Source organism: Paenibacillus lautus NBRC 15380, assembly GCF_004000945.1.
Classification (GTDB): domain Bacteria; phylum Bacillota; class Bacilli; order Paenibacillales; family Paenibacillaceae; genus Paenibacillus_AQ; species Paenibacillus_AQ lautus.
The window spans coordinates 74,304-98,255 of sequence record NZ_BIMF01000014.1 but is presented as its reverse complement, the minus strand read 5'-3'; the positions used below and the strand labels follow the sequence as shown (position 1 = coordinate 98,255).

Genomic DNA, 23,952 nt, shown 5'->3' with positions numbered 1-23,952 from the left:
TGAAGAACATTCCGATCGATGAAAAAGCGGAAAATATAGAAATGGCGGTGCAAGGGTGATCCCTAGCACCGCCATTTCTTGCTTTTTTGGTTCGTTACACCGTTTCTTTCGTAAATGGGTCGCACATCCATTTTGTGAAGATGTGGTTCTCTTCATATGTCTAAATGAAGTGTTTTCTGAGGGTAGCGGAGAGGACGAAACGATTCCGGACAAGCGCCAGCGGTCGCCTTTGTCCCCGAATTTCTCCCTTTTGCTTTAATCGTTCCAAGAAATATGGGGACAACAGCGATGGGAGGAACGATTCGTACACGGAGCGTCTCCTAACAGAGAGAGGGGCACGCCAGATCTGAGAGTTTTTGGGACATCTTTTTCTGTATGCCGAAAAACTTAAAAACAAAATGTGACCGATCCACGTCCATAACTGTGTTAGGGTAAAAGGAGGTCTAAAGGCGATGCAGATCGATTCGCTCCGGCCGGGCGGAGATATTACGGAAACCTATGAATTATATGGCGATATGCTTTTTAAAATAGCGATGGTATACCTTGGGAACAAACAGGATGTCGAAGAAGCCATTCAGGAGACGTTCATTAAACTGATATATAAAGCACCTGACTTCAGGGACCAAGAGCATAAGAAGGCTTGGCTCATTCGGGTGATTACGAACCATTGCAAGAACATGCAAGGGAGCCTGTGGCGCAAGCGGGTAACCAAAATGGAGCATATGAACGATTATTTTGTGGAGGCGTCGGAACGGACGCTGATGGATAACGTCATGAGTTTGCCGTTCAAGTATAAGTCGGTCATCCATCTGTTTTATTACGAGGATTATTCCGTTAAGGAAATCGCCGGGATTTTGCAGATTAACGAGTCTGCGGTCAAGATGCGTCTTCAGCGCGGCAGGAAGCTGCTGCGCATGGACTTGGAAGGAGAGGACGATTGATGAATCGGAATGACTACAAATCATTGATAGATCGAATAGAACCTGATAAAGGATTGGAGGAGCGGATCATGAAAGGAATGAAACAAAGTCAGCGTCAAACGACAAGAATGAGCCGAATGGGGGTCGCCGGCGTCACCGCGGCCATTATGCTGGGCCTGGTGGTAGTGGCTTCGCTGGTATTGAATCTTGAAAACGAGCCAGCGGTCAGCGATATTCCGGTGGCTCAACAAGGGACTGGGGCGAATACCCCGCCGACCGCGAAGGTTGGTCACGATCCGGTAACCATTCCGAAAATCGAGCTTCCGGGCGAGAGCAACGTCAAAGCCGACATGATCGGTTTGGTTGTATACCAGGGCAATATCTACACCCAAACCGGTACGCAAATCACGCCGGAAATCGCCAAACAGCTGCGGGGCGACAAGCTCGGACGGTCGAAATCGGGGATTACGGAATGGAGCTCCTCCGAAGATTACACGGAGCTTGCTTCGACGATCGGCGAAATGGACATCTTTACGGTTAAGGGATATGACGCCGATTTTAGAATCATGTCCTACATGGAGCATGACGGGGAAGTCTATGCCGAATTGTATGAACATTTGAACGGGATTACGGTGGCTAAGGGCGAGGATATCATCGGTAAGCTGAATCTGATGGGGAACATGACGTCGGTCAAATGGCAGGATTTCGACAGCTGGAACATGGGCGAGAACAGGCTGCGCGAGCTTTCCGCCGATGCGGAGGTGCAAGCCTTCGTTGAGGCTTTATATGCAGCGAAGCCGATTGCGGCCGAACCTTTGTTTGAGCAAGGGATCTACGAGACCGGCTCGGGCGAGCAGAAGTTTCTGTATATCCAGCTGCAGGACGGGACAGAGGTACAATTAAGATTGTTTAAGGGCGGCCAATATGTGCGGTATGCCAACGCGTCGGTGTTCTTCCAATTGGAAGACGAAGCGTTCACTACGCTGTGGGAGCTGATGGAGGAGTAGGTCGTTCTACCGTTTAACGCAACGAAAAAAGATAATGCAAAAGACTAGAGGCTATCCCTAATCGGATGGCCTCTTATCGTTGATGTAGGGTCGCTAATGGCGCTACCTTTATCGTTTATCGCATGGCGGTTCCTTGCTATTCGCTTGCCGTTGATGATGGGCGGTTCGCTTTCACGAATGCGCTCGGCGTCATGCCGAAATACCGGGTAAAAGCCCGGGAAAACGTAAATAAATCCGAATATCCCAGGGATAAAGCAGTCTGCGTGATGCTGGTTCCCTCGGCGGATAACAGGCGGGTCGCTTTCTCCATGATCAACTGCTGCATATAACGGGACGGAGAGATACCGTATCGGCGGGTAAACGCGCGGGTGAAATGACTGCGATGCACGCCGGCCCACGCGGCAAGTTCCTCCACGGACAGGTTCTCCGTGCAATGCAATCCCATATATCCGGGGACGGACTCGAGCCAGTCGGAAGGAGCCGAAGCAGCGGGAAGGTGCTGATCCCGGTTGGGATCGATGCTGTGGATCAACTGGAATCCCAGCGACATCAGCTGAAGGCTATGGTCCTGCTGGGGCTGCCGGAGCAATCGCTGAATGTTCTTAATGACAGCCAGGGCATCGTCCCTGAAGGCATTTCGTCGATAGGGCCGTTCCGGACATAAATCGACATGCTTCAATATGGACGGCATCAACTCGCCCATAAAGGCCGTCCAGGTGATCATGGTAGACGGCTCGTCGCAGTCCTTAACATACGTATAGACCGAGCCGGGGAAGAGGCAGAAGAGGTCGCCTTCCGAGAGGGAGACGCTGCTGCCGTCCCATCCGAACCGCACCTTGCCGCTGGCAACGAAATGTATACTATAAAATTCGACAGACCGGGGACCGACCTTTTCGGTGAAAAAGGGCTGGGATCCGGATTTGAATATCCATAATCCCAGTTGAGTCTCAAAGAGAGCCGGATTGTTAAAGTATTCTTCTCGGGATGGCCGCTGATTCACTGTTATGCTCATAACTTCCTCCTTGCAGCAATACCTGATCATTTCTCTTGTTAATGCTATGATGCAACATATTGTATAACGATTGCAAGGATGGAGCATTCCGTATTCGTCCGCCAAAAGGTACGATGATGAGGAACAAGTCGAGCAAAGTAGAGGTGAATGGAGATATGAAACAACCGAATTTTATCGTGATTTATTGCGATGACTTAGGCTATGGAGATCTTGGATGCTACGGTTCGGACACCGTGAAAACCCCGCACCTGGACGGGTTGGCTGATGAAGGCATTCGTTTTACGAATTGGTATTCGAATTCCCCGGTCTGCTCCCCGTCACGAGCCTCTTTATTGACGGGCAAGTACCCGGCCCGTGCGGGAGTCGGAGAGATCCTGGGGGCGAAGCGGGGCTCGCATGGACTGCCTTCAGCCGAGGTGACGTTGGCTAAGGCGCTCAAGCCTGCCGGGTACAGGACGGCGCTGTATGGAAAATGGCATCTGGGCTTGTCCGAGGAAACCAGCCCGAATGCGCATGGATTTGATGAGTTTTTCGGATTCAAGGCAGGCTGCGTCGATTTTTACTCGCACATTTTTTATTGGGGCCAAGCCCATGGCGTCAACCCCTTGCATGATCTATGGGAGAACGAAACGGAGGTTTGGGAGAACGGCCGGTACATGACTGAACTGATCACGGAACGATCGGTTGATTTCATTCAGCGGTCGCGGGAACAGGAGGCTCCGTTCTTCTTGTTTGCGTCGTACAATGCGCCGCACTACCCGATGCATGCGCCGCAGGAATACATGGACCGGTTTGCGCATTTGCCTTGGGATCGGCAGGTCATGGCCGCCATGATTGCCGCGGTGGACGACGGCGTCGGGGAGATCGTGGAGGCCCTGAAGGAAGCCGGCTGTTACGAGGATACGGTCATTTTCTTCTCCAGCGATAACGGACCGTCCTCCGAGAGCCGGAACTGGCTGGACGGGACGGAGGACGTCTATTACGGCGGGAGCGCTGGGATCTTCCGGGGACATAAAGCAAGCCTGTTTGAAGGCGGGATCCGCGAACCTGCCATACTGAGCTGGCCGAACGGATGGGAAGGCGGGCAAGTGCGTGATGAGGTGGCGGCCATGATGGACATCGCACCGACCTTTTTGGATCTGGCGGGCGTCGATCCGGCGGCAGGACCGCTTCAAGGCGTTGCGCTGGATGGGAGCAGCCTGAAGGCGATGTTACGGATGCGCGAGCCGTCGCCGCATAAGCAATTGTACTGGGAGTATCAAGGCCAACTGGCTGTCCGTGAAGGAAATTGGAAGCTGGTGCTGAACGGGAAGCTCGATTTCGACCGCGTGGTTCCCGATCAGGTTCATCTGTCCGATCTGTCCAAGGATCCGGGAGAGCGCATCAACCTGGCGGACCGTTACCCCGAGATCGTGGAACGGCTTAGCCGGGATGTGCGAGACTGGTATGAGGAAGTGCAGCGTCACGGATCCTGAGCGTGAATAGAGCATATATCTTCAGCGGTAAATGCAAAAAAAGCCCCGGCAACCGGGGCTTTTTATTATGTGATGGTGACAGGTATCAGCAGATTCCAGCAGTTGGAACCCTTAAAAAGGATTCAGCACATGGTAGAACACGTTCGGCGAAGCCATGCGGTAATAATGGCTGCACCAGCCGACCCCTTTGTGGTTGTCGCGGTTGGTCGTGCTGAACACCAGCCGTTCCTGCTCAAGCTCCTCAATCCGTGCCATCCGTCCCTCCACGTATTCCAGAATGCGGAACGATGCAGTGTCCAGGCGGGTGATGACGCCGCCATAGCGGATGTCGATGACCTCCCAGCCAAAGGGCTTGAACATCCGGTGCCACTGCGTGCGGTGGGCAATGCGCAGCTCTTGCACGGCTTTGGAGATGGCAGGGAGCACGTTCTTGGCCATATGCCTTAAGGTATCGGCGTCCTTGGCATCATAGGCTTGCTTCAGCAGAATGCCGATTTCGCTCTTGCGTTTGAGGACGGCGCTGAGCTTCTCCGGCATCTCGAACAGGTAGTCCAGCTCGGCGCCGCTATCGCGCTTCGCGCGGAGGTTTTGCTCCAGCTCGGCATAGTGGTTCGAGAGGTCCAGGCCTTCGATCTGTTTGTCGAACATCCCGAGGAGCACGTCCTGATACAGCAAAAATTTTGAGGGGTTGCTCTGTTTGGCGTTGTTCGGCTCCTGGCCGGGAATCTCGTCCAGATCCTTCAGCAGGAGGAACGCCTCCATGTCGATGCCCGTACAGAATTTCACCCGTTCCGCCAACTGAGCCGGGGATGGCTCCTGTTCCGAGTAGGCATGCTCGGCATAAAGCTGCAGACCGAGCAGCGCCGCGAACGGATTTCCTTCGTTGCCGTCGTCGCCCCACATCGTGGCGTATACCTTGCGGATTCCTTCCTGCTTGCACACTTGAAGCGCAACATTCGAAGCGTTCAGGGACAACCCGTAGTTGACGCCGAATGTGTTAAAGATCCAGACGGCTCCGGCAAACACGAGGTTGCAGCCAAGCGGGCGGTGATTGGCGATCAGCTTCTCATAGTCCTCCGGCTCCATGTGGGTATAGTCCCAGTACACCATGTCCACATCCTTCGGGATGCGGCGGGCCATATCCTCCGGAATCGAGGTGCCCTTGTCGTAATACGCCGCATCGCCGCCTCCGCCGGCAGCGAGCTTCAGGAACATGTCGCTCCACATCATCGGCTTCAGACCGCGCTTGCGGACGGCAGCGAGGACTTTGTCCAGATGGGAGATCATAATGTCGAAACGGCTCACATAACCATTGTGATCTAAATACTTACCCCGTCCTAGCTCCTCCGCTTCGTCCATTCCGATGTGAATCTTGCTGCTGCGGAACGGAGCGCTGGCGGCCTCGATCATCCGTTCAATCAGGGAATCAGTCTGCTCGCTGCCGACGAGCAAGGCACCCTTCGTATCGCGGTAATGCTTGATGGGCTCCCACTTCAGAAACTCCTCCAGGTGCGCCAAGGTTTGGATGCTTGGAAAAGCCTCGATGCCGAATTGGTCGGCATAATCGTCTATCTCTTTCAGCTCCGACTGCGTGTAGCGACCGCGCATATAACCGAAATACGGCTCGTATTCGATCTCGTAAGTATCCTCCATGTATAACATCACGCTGTTCATTCCCATCAGGGCCATCTTGTTCAGCATGAGTTTGAAGCTATCCACGGTCAGCACGGCGTTGCGGGACAGGTCGAACATCGGGCCGATTTGGTCAAATTGCTGGCGTTCGTGAAGGTGGAATGTATCGCTTTGGCGGCTGTGTTGAACCAGCAAGCCGAGTCCCCGGAAAAATTGATGTTTTCGTCCGTAACGAATATAAGCATGATCCAAGTCCCTGCCGACCTCCAGATCGCCATCCGACAAGGCGACCTGAACGGGGACTCCGTCTTCCTCAAGCTCAACGCCAAGCTCATCCAGCAGCAGCTGAATGCCTGGCATGACATCCGTAATAGCGCCCTCGAAACGAAATTTCATATGAAATCCCCCTGCATCCATGATTTTGCAACATTAAACATTATATCATTATAATGTTTAATGTTATGGGAATCTTCGCGGGAAATCAATCCTTTGTTTGCAAAGTTAGAGGAGTTATCACGACCTACTTCAAACGTACAGCGGTTCGTGGACGAGCTATTCATTTACGAATTCATTAAAAAAAGAACAGAAAACAGGATTGACACTGCCGATAAACCGGTGTATTTTATATACAAATCGTTTTTGCAAAAACGTTTTGCATCATGAGAATATCAACCAGTGCGTCATCCGGTGCTCCATTCTTCAACGCGAAGGCGCCGTAATCGGCTAGGATTTGATAGCGTTTACATATGTGTTGGTTTGAACTCTTTTTTTCTTCTACAGCTCTGCATTTACAGTCTAATCAAATGTTCCCCTATAATTTTGGATAAGGATGATCATGATGGCAGCAACCATAAAAGACGTCGCCCGGGAGGCCGGCGTAGCGGTTTGTACCGTGTCGTTTGCGGTAAATGGCTCCGCGCATGTAGCGGAAGCGACCAAGAAGCGGATATTTGATGCAATCGAGAAGCTGAATTATAGACCGAACCAGTCCGCACGCGGATTGGTTACGAAGAAGACGAACAACATCGGCCTGGTGGTCGAGGATACGGTGGATGGTTTGGAGAATACCATTCTCCTCGACGTCGTCAAGGGGCTTGGGGAAGCTACTGGAGACAACAATTACGATTTGCTGCTGTCTTTTCAGAAGCCGAGTACAAATAAATTGGCGGATCACCTGCTGGACGTCTACCGCAAGCAATCGGCGGATGGGCTGATCCTGATGGGCGCGGCCATTAACCAGCCGTATGGGGAGCTGATCAAGAACCGGTTTCCTTTTGTCCTGCTCGGGAGACCGACGATGCCCGGCGTGTGTCACAGCGTCAACGCGGATAACGAGCAAGGCGCCTATGAAGCCGTTAAATATCTGATCGGCAAAGGTCATCGCCGGATTGCGCTTATCACCCCATGCTCGCTGGAAGTGGATGCCTCGCTGGACCGGTATAACGGCTACCGCCAGGCCATGGAGGAATTAGGCGACGGGTTCGATGAGCGGTTGGTGGAGATCGGTTCCTTCGAAGAAGACAGCGGTTATACGGAAACGGAGAAGCTGCTGAACCGAGTCGAGCGTCCTACCGCCATTATCGCTGGACGCGACGTCATAGCGTCCCGCGTCGTCGAGAAGGCTCAGGAGTTGGGTTACAAGGTACCTGAGGACGTGGCAGTGATCGGATTCGATAACACGGCCGTTTCCCAGTTGGCCCGGCCATCCATTACATCGATCGAGCTGCCGATGCGGCAGATGGGCCTGGAAGCAGCGAAGCTGTTAATGCAGCTTATTGACGGCGAAATTCGTTTTGACGATATTCAGACGATCGTTTTGCCGTGTACCGTCATTGAAAGAGAATCGACCTGAAAACGGAAATTTTCGTTGGACGATTCTTTTTTTTGAAGGGTGCAAAAACGTTTTTGCACCCTGTTATCCTTGAAGGGAGTGATGCGGGTCCAATTTAGACATCTAAGACTTCACATAAATGTAAGCGAATTCATTAAACGCTTAGGGGAGTGAACGTCATGATCCATTTTAAAAAAATCGTAAGCCTCATTTTGATATCCTCACTAATGATCATCATCGCAGCGGGCTGTACCAGCAGCGGCCCCAATACCGCTAACCCGTCACCATCCGAACAGCCTACCCCAACGGATAACAAAACACCAGTCGAACCAGCCGGAGAAGATACGGAAAAACCAAAAAGCGGTACGATCCAAATATCTTTGCGCGGTGCCTCCGCAGAGGTATGGGGCAAGGTAGCCGAAGCCTACATGACTAAGCATCCGGACGTCAATGTCGTCGTGGATATCAAGCCGGCAGAGGGTTACCGCGAATGGCTGCAGGCTCAGTTTGCCGCCGGAGAGCCGGAGGCCGATTTTGTGAACACGAATGAAAACAGCGACCTGAACGAAGATCAGAAATTCGTGGACTTCAAGCCTTGGCTGGAGACGGAGAACCCCTACACCGGAAAGCTTTGGAAGGAAAGCTTCAATCTGGACGGCATGGGCGTTAATCTGGATGACCCTAACCTGCAAACTTTGCAAGCGCTTAACTTTGAATCGGTTCAAATCCTCTGGATGTACAACAAAGAGATGTTTGAAAAAGCGGGGATTACCGATACCCCTAAAACGTTCGATGAACTCATCGCGACCTACGACAAACTGAAGGCGGCGGGTTATATCCCGTTCACGATCGGCGGCAACGCGCTCTCCCTGTGGAGCGGCCAGGCGGGCTGGCTCATGCGCATTTATCCGGACCAGTACTTCCGCAATTACGTGGAGCTGATCAAATCAAAGCCGGAAGATTATACGTACATGCCAAACATCGACGATAACTGGAAGTTCGACCTAAGCGACCCGTACAACGATTCCCGTTCCAAAGTATCGACGAACGAGCTGCGGATGTACCAGGCGATCAAAAACAAAGTCGGCCCGTACAAAGTCGAGGGCCATCCGGCGTGGCGCGAAGTCATGACGAATCTGAAAACCCTGTTCAGTTACGCGCCGGACGGTTTCATGGGCATGTCCGAGGAGCAGGCCTACAAGCTGTTTCTGACCGGCAAGGCCGCAACGATGGTCGCGCTTCCGTCCTCCTATTGGCAGCTTCCGAAGGATTTTGCCGATGCGGAAAAAACAGGAGAGAGCGGCGGCGTGAAATCCTTCGACTTCGGATTCTTCAACATGCCTTCCATGGAAGGGGAGCTGGTCCAGGCTCCGGCAAGAACGATTCACATCTATACCGGCTTCTACGGCTTCGTGAAGAAGAACGCGGAGCAAAGCGCCCTGAACGTGGATTTCATGATGTATTTGACCAGCCCGGAAGGATATAAGGTGTACCTGGAAGCCGTCCAGAATTCCAAGGACGCCTCCTTGAACGGGGCGCCGCTGCTTAACGACATCGAGCTGCCGGAGGAAATGAAGAAGACGTTCGAATCGTTTGACGCGATCGGGAATACGGAAGGGCTGAACAGCCCGGGCAACGTGTTGGCCCGCGGACTCCATGATTACCAGCCGTCTGTGCAGAGCTATATTGGCCTGATCTCCAAATATTTCAACGATGAAATCGATGTGGATCAGCTGCTGAAGCAGTATCAGGCGGATATTGATGCCAAATTCGAGGCCATGCTCAAGGAACGCAAAAAAGAACTCTCCGATATCGAGAATCCGGAGCGTCAGCCGCCTGTCAGACAGTAGCATTAAAGGCTGAAAGGCGCAGGACCTCGCCTTCATTGGTGGAGTCCTGCGGGTTCACTTGGCATGGAAGGGAGTGTGAACACGAAGGTGATAAGAGCAATATATTCCTGTCTGCTGGCTTCGCTGCTGCTATTTCTATTTGCCCAGCCGATCCATGCCTCTGAGCCGATCTGGACGATGGAGCAGGGTCTAACGATTAAAGCTTTGTCCATATCGGAAGACGGCGAGCTGGTGGCAGTCGGCACGCAGAATGCGAGTGCCATTCTTCTTCAGCGTGACGGCAGCCAGCGATTCGAATTCATGGCAAACAACGTCGTGACCGGTGTCGCCCTTCTGAATGACGGCCGCATGCTCGTCTCTTCCGATGACCGGCATCTCTATATGCTGAGCGCTGACGGCAAGGAGTTGTGGAAGCGGGATTTTAAGAAAATGATCAAGAATCTGTCGGCAACGCCCGACGGCAAGCTGGCTATCGTGACGCTGCATAACGAAAGTTTGGTGCATGTGCTGGACGAACAAGGTCAGACGCTGCGTGAAATTCCGATCGGGATCGCCGTGAAGAGCGCGGCGGTATCCCCGAATGGGCAATGGCTGGCGGTCGGGGCCGCGAACCAGTACGCCTATTTGTTCAATCCTGCCGGCGAGCTGCAATTCCAGACGCCGCTGGAGGGCGACATTCTTCATGCTTCCGTTGCGGATAACGGAACGATGGTGGTCGGAACGTCCAGCAATAAAGCGGTTCTCTATTCGGCAGAGGGCAGCGGGCTTGGCGAATTGTTGACCAAGGATAAAGTGACCTCCGTGCATGCAACCCATGACGGGGAGTTTATCGCCGTAGCGGATTACTCGGGCAATTATTACGTGGCCAATCAAGACGGCGAATTGTTGTGGAGCACGAAGGAGACCGGAGCCGGTCAGCAAATCCGTTTCAGCAAAGACGGCACACGGCTCTTCGCAGGCTCGGACAAAGGAGCGGTCTTCCAATATGAAGTCGGCGCCGTGCTGGAACAAGGCAAACAGGCGGCGATGGTCAAAACCGTGGTGCAGGTAGCGGCCGTGATCGTATTCGTTCTGCTGACGGCACTGTTATTCTTTTGGCTGTGGCGCAAGAAGCCGTACATTCTTCACCGGCTGTGGAAGAGCAAACTGGCGTACACCATGCTGCTCCCCAGCTTTACGCTCATTATCATATTCCTGTATATCCCGGCGTTCTCCGGCTTGATTCATTCCTTGTACGACTGGAATCCCGGGGCAAGAAGCGAGTTTATCGGGCTGGACAATTTCAGGCGCATGGCGAATGATCCGTACGTTACCAAAGGCGTAGGCAATCTGCTCATCCTCATCGTCACCGGATTGTTCAAGGCTCTTATTCCGCCGCTGATCGTGGCGGAGCTGATCTATCATCTGAGAAGCAAAAGATCGCAGTATGTATTCCGAACGTTTTTCGTGATCTCGATGGTCATTCCATCCGTCGGCATGCTGCTGGTCTGGCAGGACATGTACGATCCGAACATCGGCCTTGTGAACCAGCTGCTGCGCATGATCGGACTCGGTTCGCTAAGCCATCCTTGGCTGGGAGACCCGAATACGGCGCTGTGGGCCATCATTATGATGGGCTTCCCGTTTGTCGGCATCCTGCAGCTGCTGGTAATGTATTCAGGCCTGATCGCCATTCCGGAAGAAGTGATCGAAGCGGCGAGAATCGACGGCGCCAAATCCTTCCGCATTATCCGGGCGATTCACCTGCCGCTGCTGGCGGGACAATTCAAGCTGCTGATCGTGCTCGCGCTGATCGGCATCATTCAGGACTTCGGCTCCATCCTGATCGTGACCGGCGGGGGGCCTGCCGATTCGACCTATGTGCCGGCGCTGCAGATGTATTTTGCCGCAACGAAATTCAATGACCTTGGATATGCGTCGGCGCTTGGCGTCAGCATGTTCGCCATCATTATGGTGATAACGGTCATCAATATGAAATTCATCAAAACCAATACGGATTAGGAGGGGAACGGCATGAATGCAAAGGCAAGACTCGTTCAGCAGTCGGCGCTTTATGTGCTGCTTATCGTTTTTGTTGCGTTGACCCTCGCCCCCATCGCCTTCACCCTGATTTCATCCTTCAAAAATAACGCGCAGATTCTGGGAGGCATCTGGACGATGCCGATCCCGGCGCAGACGGCGAATTATGCGGAAGCCTTCGCTGCGATCTGGCGGTACACCCTGAATACGGTGCTGTATGCGGCGGTGGGCGGCACCCTGGTCGTGGCCCTGTCCGCCGTTGCCGGCTATACCTTTGCCAAGAAAGACTTTCTCGGCAAGGAAGTGCTGTTCATGCTGATGCTGGCCATCATGATGATACCGGGGGTCATGACGTTGATCCCGTCTTACGTGCTGTATGCGAATCTGGGGCTGGTAAATACGCCGTGGGTCATCATTATCAGCGCGGCCGCAGGCGGGCAAATTTTCGGCACGTTTCTGTGCAGGAGCTTCATGGCGGGCATTTCCAACGAGCTGTTTGATGCGGCCAAAATCGACGGTGCGGGAGAGTTCGTGGTGTTCACGAGAATGGTGCTGCCTCTGTCCGTTCCCGTTCTCATGACCTTGATGATCATGCAGTCCGTCGGGATCTATAACGATTACATCTGGCCGCTCTTGACCATTAAATCGAACAGCATCCAGATGATTGGCGTCGGGCTTACGCAATTCACGAACCAGTTCGGCATCTCCAACATGGGCGTGGAATTCGCGGCTTACATCATATCGGCGATTCCGCTGGTGCTGCTGTTCAGCTTCGGGATGAAGTATTACATCCAGGGCGTTACGCAAGGGGCTTTAAAAATATAAAACGACGGACTAAATGGAGAGAGATGGATGAATATACACAGACAAGCGGAGAAGATACCCAGCTGGATCTGGCATCGGGAACGTGCGGGCAGGCGGCATGTCGTACTGGAAAAATCCTTTGTTCTGCATGCCGCGGTTGAGCAGCTTGAGATGAGAATCGCCTGTACGGGAGAAGCCGAGATCAGGCTGAATGATGCCGTGATCGGCCATTTCCCGGAGCATGCCAGGCACACGTCCGCATTTTATCCGGTAGAGGGGCTCCCCGGTGGTTTGGAGCCTGGAGCCTATACGCTCCGAATCGAGCTCCGAAATACGGAGCCGATGCCGATGCATCCCATCAACATGCATCTGTTTGACCGCTCGGTGGGATGTATCGCCTACTTGAGCGGAAGCGAAGGCTTATGGCTGGCAACGGATGATACCTGGGATGCCGGGGACGGCCCGGCGGAGGTGGTATGCGTTTGGGGCGAGGAGCCTTTTGGAGACCTGGATCATGCGCCTCCTTGGTTTATTGCCGGAGGATACGGCGATATCGCGGTCGAGCCTGTTCAAGGCATAAGAGTCATTTCCGCAGCCGGAGTGGAAGCGGTCAGCGGCATAGATGGTGTAATTCAGATGAATGGAACGGCCGGAGGGCGAATCGTCTTGGACGAAGTGGAGTCCCGGAATGAACGGCATATTTTTTATCATCTTCTGAAGCAGGGCGAATGGAAGGAACGCAGAACGCAGCAGAAGGAACTGGATTTGAGCCGGATGCCGGAGCTGCTGCTGGAACTGCCCCATGAGCTCAATGTGCGGCTGCAGGTGACCAACCACGGCGATTCCGAGATCGGTTTGCTGTGGAATGGCGCTGAATCCTTGCAGGAGCTGCGGCATTATGACGGATGCATGACCGAGTGGTTGGCGATTCCGCCGGGGAGTCTTTCGGCTACGAATCCCCAGGGCATGCGATACGTGCAAATTTACGTAAGCGGGGACGATGGAGGGGCATTCCATATCGAGCTCCAATTGGAAGCAGTCGGCGCTGCGCTGAACCAGGCGGGACAATTGCAGACGGATCACGATCTTCTGCAGCGAATCTATGACGTGTCGGTGCATACCAGCCGGGTCTGCCATCAAATCGGATTGTGGGACGGCATCAAGCGGGACCGCTTGAATTGGGCTTACGATATTTATCTGGCCGCCAAAACCGAATACTCGCTCTGGGACGATTATTCGGTATTGAAGCGGTCGCTCCGGGAGCTGGGGCGGACCCCTTACGGCTATTGGATGAACAATCTCCCCTCCTATACGCTGTGGTGGCTCAGCAGCATATGGGATTACTACTTCGAGACGGGAGACCGCGAATTCGTATGGGAAATCCGGGACGATCTGCAGCGTCATATCGCTTGGGTCAAGGCGAATGCGGATCCGTGCAGCGGGATTTTCATGCCGGATGCCAGAGAGGCACATTCGTTTATCGAGTGGTCACCCATGGGGGCGTCTGAATCGTGGGCGTGCCTGAACGCGATTTACGGCATGACGAAGAGCCAAATGAAACAGCTGGCGGATTACATGCCAGAGCTCGGGCTCCATTGGGATGAACCGCAAGCGGAGCTTAAGGAGGAGCAGTTCATCGGGCCGTCCTACGCGCTGCTCACTTCGGTCATCGGCATTAAGAGCGGGTATGTGGGAGAAGACAGCGCACGCAGATTTCTCCTCGACTATCGGCTGAGGGACCCGCTCACGCCATTGTCCGCCTACTGGCTGGCGGAATGTTACTCCGAGTACGGCATGCACGAACGGGCGTGGGAGGTTATCGCTACGGTCTGGGGAACGATGCTGGATGCGGGGGCAACCACTTTCTGGGAGGGAATCAGGCTGACGCCGAGCAGCGACATTCACCATGCCCTGACCACGTATACCGCGTACGATTCCTACCGGATGAGCCTGTGCCACAGCTGGTCGAGCACGCCGGTGGTCTGGATTGCCAGGTATGTCCTTGGGATTCGCGCGCTTGAGCCTGGTTATGCCCGTATCGCTTTCGAGCCTCATGCCATCGGGGGGCTCACGGCCGCACGGGGCGCGATTCCAAGTCCCAGGGGTTTGATTAAGGTGGAATGGAAGCTGGAGGATGGCCGCATGATCAAATCAGCTCGCATCGGGGAAGCCGAGCTGGCAGGGAGGGTTTGATGAAAGAGCACTGGCAAGCGAGCTGGATTTGGGGAGATTTCCCCCCGAAAACAGCCAACGTTTATCTGGAAGCGAGAAGGAGCTTTGACTTGCAGGAAGCGCCGATGGCGGGCCGATTGTACGTGTCAGCCAACCAGGAGTACTTGCTCTATGTCAATGGCGCCGTGGTCGGGAGGGGCCCTTCACCTGCCGACCAGCAGTGGAAATATTACGACGAGATCGATGTGACCCCGCTGCTGGCGAAAGGTAGAAATGTGCTGGCCATCGTCGCCTACAATTTCGGTTCGACCGATATCGTGACAGGCCAGATGCAAGGGCCGGGGGGATTGATTGCCGAGCTTGAGATCGAGCGCGGGAACGGAGTGCTCTGCGTGGCTGCCACGGATGCGGAATGGAAGGTTCGGCGATCGCCAAGATGGATGGCCCAGGTGTCGCGCCAGCATCAGTGGAACGGATTCCGCGAAATCTATCTCGCGGAGCAGGAGGACGGATGGGAGGAATCCGCCTACGACGATTCCTCCTGGAGCGAGGCGGTGGTTATCGCCAAAGCGTTAGATCCGGATTCGCCATGGCCGCGACTGCTTCCGCGGGAGATTCCTCCGCTGCACAGGGAATGGGTCAGTCCGGCAGCGATCGTGAGAACCGACGCCAATTTCGGAGTCAGCATGGGGGAGTCCGGCATGCTTCGGAATCGTGGGGGCAGCACGGAAGCGTTTAGTACGCCGGAGCACGCCCCTCCGAGTCATGAAGCGATTGGCTTGCAAGAGGACTCAGCGAAAACAGAAAGAGATCAAGGCAGGTTAGCGACAGGTACAACAGGCTGGACGCTCGACGCCAGCATGCCGGGCTCGCTGCCGGGCGTTGTGTATGACTTTGCTAGCGAAATCGTGGGGTATCCCGAGCTTGAGCTGGACGCACCCGAGGGCGGCGTGATCCAGCTGTCTTACGGAGAATCGCTGGAGCTGCAATTGTACGACACCTTCATCCTGCGCAAGGGGCGAAATCGGCTGAAGCCTTTTGGCCGCCGGGCCTTCCGTTTCCTTCAGGTAACGGCCCAAGCGACGCCCGCGGCGGTGACGGTATCTCGTTTCGGCGTCGAATCCGTCCACTATCCGTTTGACGACTCCGGCTTTTTTCGCTGCAGCGATGAGCGTCTGAACCGGATTTGGGAGGTCGGGGCGTATACGACGCTGGTGAACAGCCAGGACCATCTGGAGGATTGTCCACTGCGCGAGAAGGCGCTGTGGGTAGCCGATGCCGTGGTCATGGGCAAAGTCATCTACCACGCGTTCGGGGACGATCGGCTGCTGCGCAAATGTCTCTTACAAGGGGCACGGATCCAGAATGACGATGGCTCCATTCCCGGTACGGGGCCGGAGCGAAACTCGTTCCTGCTGCCCGATTTCTGCGCGCATTGGTTGTTCGGCGTGCATTCCCACTGGCTGTATACGAAGGACCGCGGTTTCCTGGAAGAAATCTGGCCGGCCATTACACGGTTGATGGCGTGGTTCGCGCTGCAGGAGGATCGGGATGGCCTGTTCGCCGGCGCCGACCGACATGGCTGGTGGTGCTTTATTGACTGGGCCGATTACATCGACCGGCGCGACCGGGTGACGGCCGTCTCCTGCTTCTATTACAAGGCGCTCGGGTTGGCGGCGGAGCTGGCGGAAGAGACTGGACACGGAGAGCTTGCCGGGCAATGGAGAGACAAAGCGATCCGGGTTCGTGCTTCCATAAGGGAGCAGATGCGGCTCCCTGGCGAGATTATGTTTGCGGATTGTATCGGACCGGACGGATTGTCGAAGCAAATCACGGCCCAGACCAACTTTGCGGCGATGTGGTCCGGCTTGATGGACCCGCCGGAAGAGGACCGCTTCCTGGACGAATGGTACGACGGCGGAAAGCTGCCGCCGTTAAAAGGTGCTTTTTTCTATCATGTGGTTCTGGAGACGCTGATGAGCAGGGGGCGCGTAGACCGCGCTTTGGAGATCATTAGAAGCTATTGGGGCGGCATGCTGGACCGGGGAGCGACGACCTGGTGGGAGACGTTTGATCCTTCAACGCCGGCCTGTACCGTGCCGAGTGCTTATCAAGGCAATACGCCAACTTATTTGGTTGATCATATTCCCGTGAGCTTTAGTCACGGCTGGGGCGCATCGCCGAGTTATATTTTGACGCAATATGTGTTGGGCCTTGATTTAAGCAGACTCGGCGATCAGGAGGTGTATCTTGCCCCGCATGCCGGTGATCTTAATTGGGCGGAAGGCGCTGTGCCGACGCGCTTTGGGATGATGGAAGCAAGCTGGAAGAGGGAAGAGGGAGAGAAGGGAGGAGGAAACCTGAAATACGAGCTGACGATTCCGAAGGGAATTACCGTGAAAGCGATCGACGGGACAGAGCTTGTGCTGAAAATCAGAGATTAAGTCATACCGGCTTGGTGCTGAGCGAATATTCGGTTTGGAAAGGGGGTGAATGGTGTCAAACTGCGGCAAACGTATCATCAGAATCCATTTTGAGGAGGAAAAGCTTGATGAAGTTGAAGAGGCTTAAGACGCTGCTGGTGTATTCCGTCCTGCTGGCCCTCACCCTGCAAGCGTATCCCGCCGGGATCGTGTTTGCGGGCACGTATGATCCGGATTTAAAGGCATCCCCCCATGTCCTGAACGTGACGGGTTACACGCCTTCGATCGTCATTGACGATTTTAACGAGCCCGATGCGGTAAACCAGCCGGGTAAATGGACCAGCGGAGCCGGGGCGGAGAAAGTCACCTACGCCGACCGTTATGCCAACGGCCCGAACTCTCCATATGAGGGAAGCCATGTGCTCGAGGTATGGTCGGATGAAGTCAAAGCCTATGAATGGAGAACGGTATCCAGGGCTTTTGATCAGCCGCTCGACTTGTCGGGCGTGAACTATCTTACGTTTGCGGCCAACTGTTACGGGTGGCAGACGGAGGACTATCTGATCAAGGTTACCCTGTTCAGCGGCGAAGATTCCTATGAGAGCATCGCCCAAATCAATCCGAACAGCTGGAGCAAAGTTGCGGTGTCCGTCAAGGACTGGGCCCAGCGGGACCACGTCACCAAGATTGAGTTCGCGTTCATGCTCAACTTCGATCACGGTGGACTGAAACCGGGCGATCCGGGATACGAATTCTGGGGCGGCAATTACCAGATCGATTATCTCAGCGGATCGAACGCCATCGGCATGGATTTTAACGTGGACGGGGAAACGGAAGGGTTTACCGCCCAGGGTGCAGAGGTAGACGCAGCCGGAGGTGAGCTCCGGTTGACACCGGCGGGTGCCGCTCCCGTATTGCAATCTCCGGTGATCATCCAGGATATCGATCATTACAATACATTAAGCGTCAAATGGAGGAACGAGTCGCCATTCAGCAAAGTGAAAGTCGATTGGATTACGGAGGAAAGCCCCGATTGGGATGAAACGAAGTCGGAGGTGTTCGACATCGAAGCGAATAACAGCCAGTCCGTTGAACAGGAATTTAATCTGTCGCTGCATCCGGAGTGGAGCGGCAGCCTGAAGCAGTTCCGGTTGACGTTCCTGAACGACGGAGGGGCAAGCACGGGAGAAGTTGGCATCGATCAGATCCGATTCAAACAGTTGGCTCCGATCGAGGTTTTCCCCGGGGAGCTCACGAGGTATGAGATCGCCCCTTCCCGGGATCGGATCGTGATCGAGGGCGCATTAAAGCCCGGGGAAGCGGAGCTTTATGAAGGCGGAGAGCTCCAATTGTTTGAGCTGCAACCCTATGAATCCGAAAGGGATCTGGCGAATCGAGAGCCGGTTGCTGAACAGGGGATTCAAGATCAATTTATGTTTGAGCTGGACCTGGCAGGAGAAGAGGGACGTACCCGCCTGCAATCCAAATTTGCGGTCGCGGCCAGGCTTCCGGACGGATCGCTGGAGCTCGTGGATCGCGCCAAATACGTGAGCAACCCCGAGGCGCTTGCGCCGAACACGTATCCGTTCCCTGTGGCGAAGAGCAAGAAGGGGCTGCAGGTGCAGATGGTCGGCGATGCGGAGGACCTCGGCATCAGCCATGCCGCGCTGAACGTGGATTACAATAACGCCCTGTACATGAACGGGGCCGTCAATCCGGCCAATACGTTCGAATATTCCTACGAAGGGGAGACCTTCTACTTCAAGAAGGATTGGATCGAGGAGCGGGATAATTCCATCAAGAGTTTGTCCGATAACGGAGTGACGGTATCCCTGATCCTCCTCATGTATAAGGGGGGGATGGACGATACCACGCCTAACCGCTATTTGCTCCATCCGGATGCCACGGAAGGCATCGTCTATGCATTTAACACGACGGATGAGCTAGGGACGAAGTATTATAAAGCCATCACCGCCTTCCTGGCCGAGCGCTACTCGCGCGAGGACGAGAAATACGGCAGAGCCGTCAATTACATCGTTGGCAACGAGGTGGATGCCGGGGAGACCTGGTACAATATGGGCAACGATAAAACGGTCAGGGAATTCGTTCAGGACTATGCCCGGACCGTGAGAATAACGAATACCGTCGTAAAAAGCTTTTACAGCAACGCCAGAGTGTATATTTCGTTGACGCATAACTGGGATCAGCAGCTGCCGTCCACGCAGATCGGCTCGTTCGACGGCCGATCGATCATCGATACGCTTCAGGCGGAGATCGCCGCAGCGGGCGACATTCCGTGGCACATCGCTTATCACCCATATCCGGAAAACCTGTTCGATCCGAGAGCCTGGGTTGCGCCGCAGTCGCTCGAGCAGTTCGATACGCCGAAAATCACGTTTAAAAACCTGCACGTTCTCGTTGATTACATGAAGCAGCCGAAGTTCATGTACGGCAACGAGGCCCGCCGGATTATCCTGTCGGAGCAGGGCTTCCACAGCGGCGACAATTCGCCGGAAGGCCAGCAGCTGCAGGCGGCAGCCTATGCGTATGCTTATTACATTACGGATTTCCTTGACGGCATCGACTCCTTCATTCTCCACCGGCATGTGGACCATGCCGAAGAGTACGGCTTGAATCTCGGTTTATGGACGCATGATCCGGATACGAGCAGGGGGGCCAGCATTCCTGCGGAGCACAAGCTGGTGTACGATGTCTTTAAGTATATCGATACGGAACGTTCGCTGGAGGTGACGGAATTCGCGAAGCCGATCATCGGCATCGCCGACTGGCAGGATATCGCGCCATCCTTCGATGCCGGCAAGCTTGCTCGGCGGGAGATACCGGATAAGGCGCCAGCGGCCGTCCTTCCTCCGGAGCAGCTGGAGGGCGCGGAAATGCTGTTTGATTTTGAGAACGGCGATGAGGGCTGGACCCATGCAGAGTATGTATCCGGCGTCGAAACCGATGCTTCAGTCACCTGGACCGGCAGTCAAACGCTCAAGGCCACGGTGATGACCAGAGAGCAGCTGGGCGACAGCAAAGGCATCGCCAAGCGGTTCGACGAGCCGCTGAATGTCGAGGGCAAACCTTACCTGTTCTTTGGCATCAATCCTTCGAACGGGCCTGCGGCCGTATCCTATACCGTTCGGGTAAAGGTGTACAGCGATCAGCATGTGCTGGAAGCAGAGGGGAATGTTCCGCCCAAACAGTGGAGCAACCTGGCGGTTAACTTAGGGGATTGGGCCTATAGGGACCGGATCACCAAAATTAAAATTGGGCTTGTGCCGGCAAGCCGGGTGCATTGGCAAGGAGGATATTTCCATGTGGACGGCATCGGTTTGGCCGACAGCACGGAGGCTGCAGAGCTTACCGCAGCGTTGACGCCGGAGCAGCCGGATGGCAACGACGGCTGGTACCGAAGCCCGGTAACCGTGAAGCTCGGCGCAGCGAATGGCATGCCCGACGGCTACGACATTCAGTTTCGCGTGAATGACGGAGAATGGCAAACGTACGGTTCCGAAATGATTATGAATACGGACGGGATTCATGGGCTGGGCTATCGGACGATGAGTCCAGCCGGGGAACCGGGCTCCATCAAGTCGTTGACCTTGAAGATCGACCAGACCGCGCCCATGGCGACCGTAACGGCGGATCCGGTTACGTTGTGGCCGCCTAACCAGAGGCTGGTCCAGGTCACGGCTTCCGTCGACGCCAGCGATTCGGGCTCGGATATCGGTTCCGTCGTGCTGACCTCCATTACAAGCAATGAGGAGCTGCAAGCGGAGGATATTCAGGGTGCGGAGCTGGGCACGATGGACACCACATTCAGCTTGCGCGCGGCAAGATCGGGTGCAGACTCCGGCAGGATCTACACGATTACTTATACGGTCACGGATCAAGCCGGCAATGAAACCACGGCTGTGACCCAGGTGAACGTGCCGCATGATCAATCGAATCCATTGAATGATGGATTCTAGCGCTTGATAGACAGTCTGGAAGGGGAGAAGCATCTTGCTTACGATACAAAAACCGCTTGTGCATGGTCTGGAGAATCCATTGGGGCTGGATGTGTCTTCTCCCCGTTTTTCCTGGCTGTTAGAGAGCAACCAGCGCGGAGCGGTATGCGCCGCTTACAGAGTGAAGGTGTTCCTATCCGCGGAGGGGCTCCATCGCAGCGATGCAGATCTGGTGTGGGACAGCGGCAAGCGGATAGACCAAAGCCTAAGCCTGCTGTACGATGGTCCGCCGCTGCAGAGCAATATGCGCTACTGGTGGCAGGTTACGGTCTGGGACTGTCAGGGAAAGGAAAGCGAAAGCGTACCGGCATATTGGGATACGGGCTTGTTTCCCGGCGATTGGAGTGCTGAATGGATATGGCGGTCCGAGGAGATTAAGCCCAATGATTTTGCCTATTTCCGCAAATCCTTTGATCTACGGGGAGCCGTTGCGTGGGCCAAAATATTCGTATCCGCCCACCATATATTCCAATTGTTCGTCAACGGACAACGGGTTGGAGGCTATGGTTCTCCCGCTCCAACGGGAATACCTCATCGCGAATATTACTTGGCTTATGATGTGGCTACCCTCTTGTCGAGCGGTGTCAACTGCATTGGCGTTGCCGTTCATTATTTGGGCGGGAGCGGCCAGAACTATGTGAACGGAGTCCCGGGAATGCTGCTCCAGCTGCACGTGGAGCATGAGGACGGGACGGAGCAGCTGGTTGTATCGGATCTGACATGGCAGGCCTTAAGGCAGATTCCGCATCGCACCGGGACTCCATACCAGCAGAACCGCCGCTTATCGGCCATAGAGGACTATGACGCTGCTCTTCTGGAACCGAGCTGGCTGCAGCCCGATGTTGGAGATGAACACTGCACTTCGGTCGTTCTTGCTCATCCATCCGTACAGGAATGGTCACTCCATTGGCAGCAGCTCCCCGAGGCGGAAGAGCTGGAGTCTATCATCCCATCCGTGGCAGCGGAGCCGTCAATCGTGAACGGGGAAGAGGGGCTCATTCAGGTATTCGACGCTGGCAAAATCATATCGGGCTGGCCGCAATTGGCCTTGCCCGGTATGGCAGGCGTCACGGTACGGCTGCGGTATGCCGAAACGCTTGATGGCAGCGGGCGGGTTGTCCATCAAGTGTGCAACGAGACTTCGCATCATTATTACGACCTTTATACGATGCATGGACGCGGAGGGATCGAATATTGGCAGCCGGATTTCAGCTTTAAAGCCTTTCGTTATGTGGAGGTTACCGGCTATCCGAAATCGATTGAGGAAGGCCAGCTGCGAATTTGCTCAGCGGGTACAGTTATGGCACGGACGGGGCATTTCCGGTGCTCGTCCGACTTCTTGAACAAGCTGTACGACGTTTGCCTGCAGACGCAGCGCAACAATGTGCTGGGCCAGGTGGTCGACTGCCCGCATCGGGAACAGGCCCAGTATCTCGCGGATACCGATCTCCAAGCCGAGACGCTGCTTTATAACTTCGATGCCTATCCGGTATTGGATAAGACGCTGCAGGATTTTGCGGACGGCCAACTGGAGGACGGCTCCTTCCCTTTTGTGTTCCCTTCGAACTACGAGCATCCTGATTTTTTCCTTCAAATTCCGGAATGGGACCTGCATTATGCGACCTTGCTGTGGAAGCTATATCAGTTTAGCGGGAATACGCAGCTGCTCTCTCGATATTATGAGCCCCTCCAGGCCATGATCGATGGCTATCTGTCGTTGATATCGCCAGTAACAGGCCTGATTCCGGTCGGCCGCGGATGGCATATTAGCGATTGGCCCTATCCGACGGTTGAGCATGAAGGGGAATATCTGACTGTGCAGCAGATTAAGGCATGGCAGGCACTGCGAATCCTGTCGGAAGCCGCTGCCACGCTGGGTAGAGCAGATGACAGTGCGACGTATGCTGCCCATGCCGTAAGGCTGCAAGTCAGCGTTTTGAATGAGCTGTACGATGGTTCCAGCAAGCTGCTACGTGACAGCTCGGGTTCGACTGCCAGCCATCAAGGCGTTAATGCGTTGGCATTATACACCGGGCTGCTGCCTCAGAACGACCGTGACGCTGCATTGAAGGCCGTGGCAGGCAAACCGTGGGAGAGCAGGACCGTCTTATCGCTGCCGCTGCTCCGTCTTTTGTTCGAGGAGGGATTGCAAGATCAGGCCTACCATTTGCTGAGTAAATCGGATTATCCGGGGTGGGGCTATATGGTTGCACAAGGCGCCGAGACCATGTGGGAAGGCTGGGATGATATCGAGTCCCACTGCCATGCGTGGAACGGTTATCCCGGCCGCTTGCTGCAGGAGTATGTCTGCGGGATTCAGAGCGGAGCTCCCGGATTAGCGACGGCACGAATTCGCCCTTTTTTCGCGCCGGATCTGGACTTTGCCGAGGCTTCCGTTTCGACCGTAAGAGGCCCTATCTCCGTACGTTGGGAGCGGGGGGGCGGAACCGGCATTCAGATGCGGCTTGAGCTGCCCTGCACAATGAGCGCTACCGTTGTACTGGATTCACCGCGCTCCCGCCCCATTACCGGCCTCCTGATCGATGGTATAGAGATATGGGGAGGAGCAGCTTCAAGCAGCATGCCGGACGGCGTCGTCTGCTGCGGCTTGGACAATACCGAGCTTACACTTGAGCTGCTGTCCGGACATTATGAGTTAGCGGTTCGCTATTAGGCAGAGTCGTTCTTGCGGCCGACCAGCTTCGGCGATTCCGAGGCTCTATTTACAAGTAACGGACATACATGAAACGCTTAGTAGGGGAATCAGCCATCCCGATGGCTGATTCCCTAT

General features: G+C 54.8%; 13 protein-coding genes. 11 read left to right on the top strand and 2 right to left on the bottom strand.

Going from position 1 to position 23,952, the window contains the following annotated elements:
* Positions 1-452 precede the first annotated feature (452 nt).
* On the top strand, positions 453-941 hold the full coding sequence (locus tag PLA01S_RS21910) for an RNA polymerase sigma factor (RefSeq protein WP_127594029.1): 489 nt from the start codon (positions 453-455) through the stop codon (positions 939-941).
* Positions 942-1,009: 68 nt separating this feature from the next.
* On the top strand, positions 1,010-1,927 hold the full coding sequence (locus PLA01S_RS21905; protein ID WP_246059755.1) for a hypothetical protein: 918 nt from the start codon (positions 1,010-1,012) through the stop codon (positions 1,925-1,927).
* A 136-nt stretch (positions 1,928-2,063) separates the two neighbouring features.
* Here PLA01S_RS21905 and PLA01S_RS21900 read toward each other — a convergent pair whose 3' ends face one another.
* Positions 2,064-2,939, bottom strand: coding sequence for an AraC family transcriptional regulator (locus tag PLA01S_RS21900; RefSeq protein ID WP_127594027.1), 876 nt, complete (start codon positions 2,937-2,939; stop codon positions 2,064-2,066).
* A gap of 155 nt (positions 2,940-3,094) precedes the next feature.
* Here PLA01S_RS21900 and PLA01S_RS21895 point away from each other — a divergent pair, with 155 nt between their 5' ends.
* Complete coding sequence (locus PLA01S_RS21895) at positions 3,095-4,414, top strand: sulfatase-like hydrolase/transferase (RefSeq protein ID WP_164817489.1); 1,320 nt, start codon at positions 3,095-3,097, stop codon at positions 4,412-4,414.
* A gap of 111 nt (positions 4,415-4,525) precedes the next feature.
* On the opposite strand, the gene PLA01S_RS21890 is transcribed toward PLA01S_RS21895, so the two are convergent.
* A complete protein-coding gene (locus tag PLA01S_RS21890) occupies positions 4,526-6,442 on the bottom strand; it encodes a beta-N-acetylhexosaminidase (protein ID WP_127594026.1) in 1,917 nt (638 codons plus the stop codon).
* Positions 6,443-6,884: 442 nt separating this feature from the next.
* Between PLA01S_RS21890 and PLA01S_RS21885 the strand changes: the two genes are divergently transcribed.
* The 8 genes from PLA01S_RS21885 to PLA01S_RS21850 all read left to right on the top strand — a co-directional run bounded on the left by PLA01S_RS21885 (position 6,885) and on the right by PLA01S_RS21850 (position 23,835).
* Positions 6,885-7,898 (top strand): LacI family DNA-binding transcriptional regulator, encoded by a 1,014-nt coding sequence (locus tag PLA01S_RS21885; RefSeq protein ID WP_127594025.1) that lies wholly within the window; start codon positions 6,885-6,887, stop codon positions 7,896-7,898.
* Positions 7,899-8,056: 158 nt separating this feature from the next.
* Positions 8,057-9,727 (top strand): ABC transporter substrate-binding protein, encoded by a 1,671-nt coding sequence (locus PLA01S_RS21880; RefSeq protein ID WP_127594024.1) that lies wholly within the window; start codon positions 8,057-8,059, stop codon positions 9,725-9,727.
* An 87-nt stretch (positions 9,728-9,814) separates the two neighbouring features.
* Positions 9,815-11,728: an ABC transporter permease subunit gene (locus PLA01S_RS21875; RefSeq protein ID WP_246059753.1), complete on the top strand. Its 1,914-nt coding sequence runs from the start codon at positions 9,815-9,817 to the stop codon at positions 11,726-11,728.
* A 12-nt stretch (positions 11,729-11,740) separates the two neighbouring features.
* Complete coding sequence (locus PLA01S_RS21870) at positions 11,741-12,571, top strand: carbohydrate ABC transporter permease (RefSeq protein ID WP_119850413.1); 831 nt, start codon at positions 11,741-11,743, stop codon at positions 12,569-12,571.
* Positions 12,572-12,598: 27 nt separating this feature from the next.
* A complete protein-coding gene (locus tag PLA01S_RS21865; RefSeq protein ID WP_127594022.1) occupies positions 12,599-14,743 on the top strand; it encodes an alpha-L-rhamnosidase C-terminal domain-containing protein in 2,145 nt (714 codons plus the stop codon).
* Positions 14,743-17,166, top strand: a complete 2,424-nt coding sequence (locus PLA01S_RS21860; RefSeq protein ID WP_127594021.1) for an alpha-L-rhamnosidase-related protein — start codon at positions 14,743-14,745, stop codon at positions 17,164-17,166. The genes PLA01S_RS21865 and PLA01S_RS21860 overlap by 1 nt, the downstream gene beginning before the upstream one ends.
* Positions 17,167-17,273: 107 nt before the next feature.
* Entirely contained in the window at positions 17,274-21,122 is a 3,849-nt protein-coding gene (locus tag PLA01S_RS21855; RefSeq protein ID WP_127594020.1) for a DUF5722 domain-containing protein, read from the top strand.
* 34 nt (positions 21,123-21,156) lie between these two features.
* Positions 21,157-23,835, top strand: a complete 2,679-nt coding sequence (locus PLA01S_RS21850) for a family 78 glycoside hydrolase catalytic domain (RefSeq protein ID WP_127594019.1) — start codon at positions 21,157-21,159, stop codon at positions 23,833-23,835.
* The last annotated feature ends 117 nt before the right edge of the window (positions 23,836-23,952 follow it).

Bases quoted from the DNA above. Each gene is read 5' to 3' on its own strand.
- PLA01S_RS21910 (WP_127594029.1), top strand. From the start codon at position 453: ATGCAGATCGATTCGCTCCGGCCGGGCGGAGATATTACGGAAACCTAT.
- PLA01S_RS21905 (WP_246059755.1), top strand. From the start codon at position 1,010: ATGAAAGGAATGAAACAAAGTCAGCGTCAAACGACAAGAATGAGCCGA.
- PLA01S_RS21900 (WP_127594027.1), bottom strand. From the start codon at position 2,939: ATGAGCATAACAGTGAATCAGCGGCCATCCCGAGAAGAATACTTTAAC.
- PLA01S_RS21895 (WP_164817489.1), top strand. From the start codon at position 3,095: ATGAAACAACCGAATTTTATCGTGATTTATTGCGATGACTTAGGCTAT.
- PLA01S_RS21890 (WP_127594026.1), bottom strand. From the start codon at position 6,442: ATGAAATTTCGTTTCGAGGGCGCTATTACGGATGTCATGCCAGGCATT.
- PLA01S_RS21885 (WP_127594025.1), top strand. From the start codon at position 6,885: ATGGCAGCAACCATAAAAGACGTCGCCCGGGAGGCCGGCGTAGCGGTT.
- PLA01S_RS21880 (WP_127594024.1), top strand. From the start codon at position 8,057: ATGATCCATTTTAAAAAAATCGTAAGCCTCATTTTGATATCCTCACTA.
- PLA01S_RS21870 (WP_119850413.1), top strand. From the start codon at position 11,741: ATGAATGCAAAGGCAAGACTCGTTCAGCAGTCGGCGCTTTATGTGCTG.
- PLA01S_RS21865 (WP_127594022.1), top strand. From the start codon at position 12,599: ATGAATATACACAGACAAGCGGAGAAGATACCCAGCTGGATCTGGCAT.
- PLA01S_RS21860 (WP_127594021.1), top strand. From the start codon at position 14,743: ATGAAAGAGCACTGGCAAGCGAGCTGGATTTGGGGAGATTTCCCCCCG.
- PLA01S_RS21855 (WP_127594020.1), top strand. From the start codon at position 17,274: ATGAAGTTGAAGAGGCTTAAGACGCTGCTGGTGTATTCCGTCCTGCTG.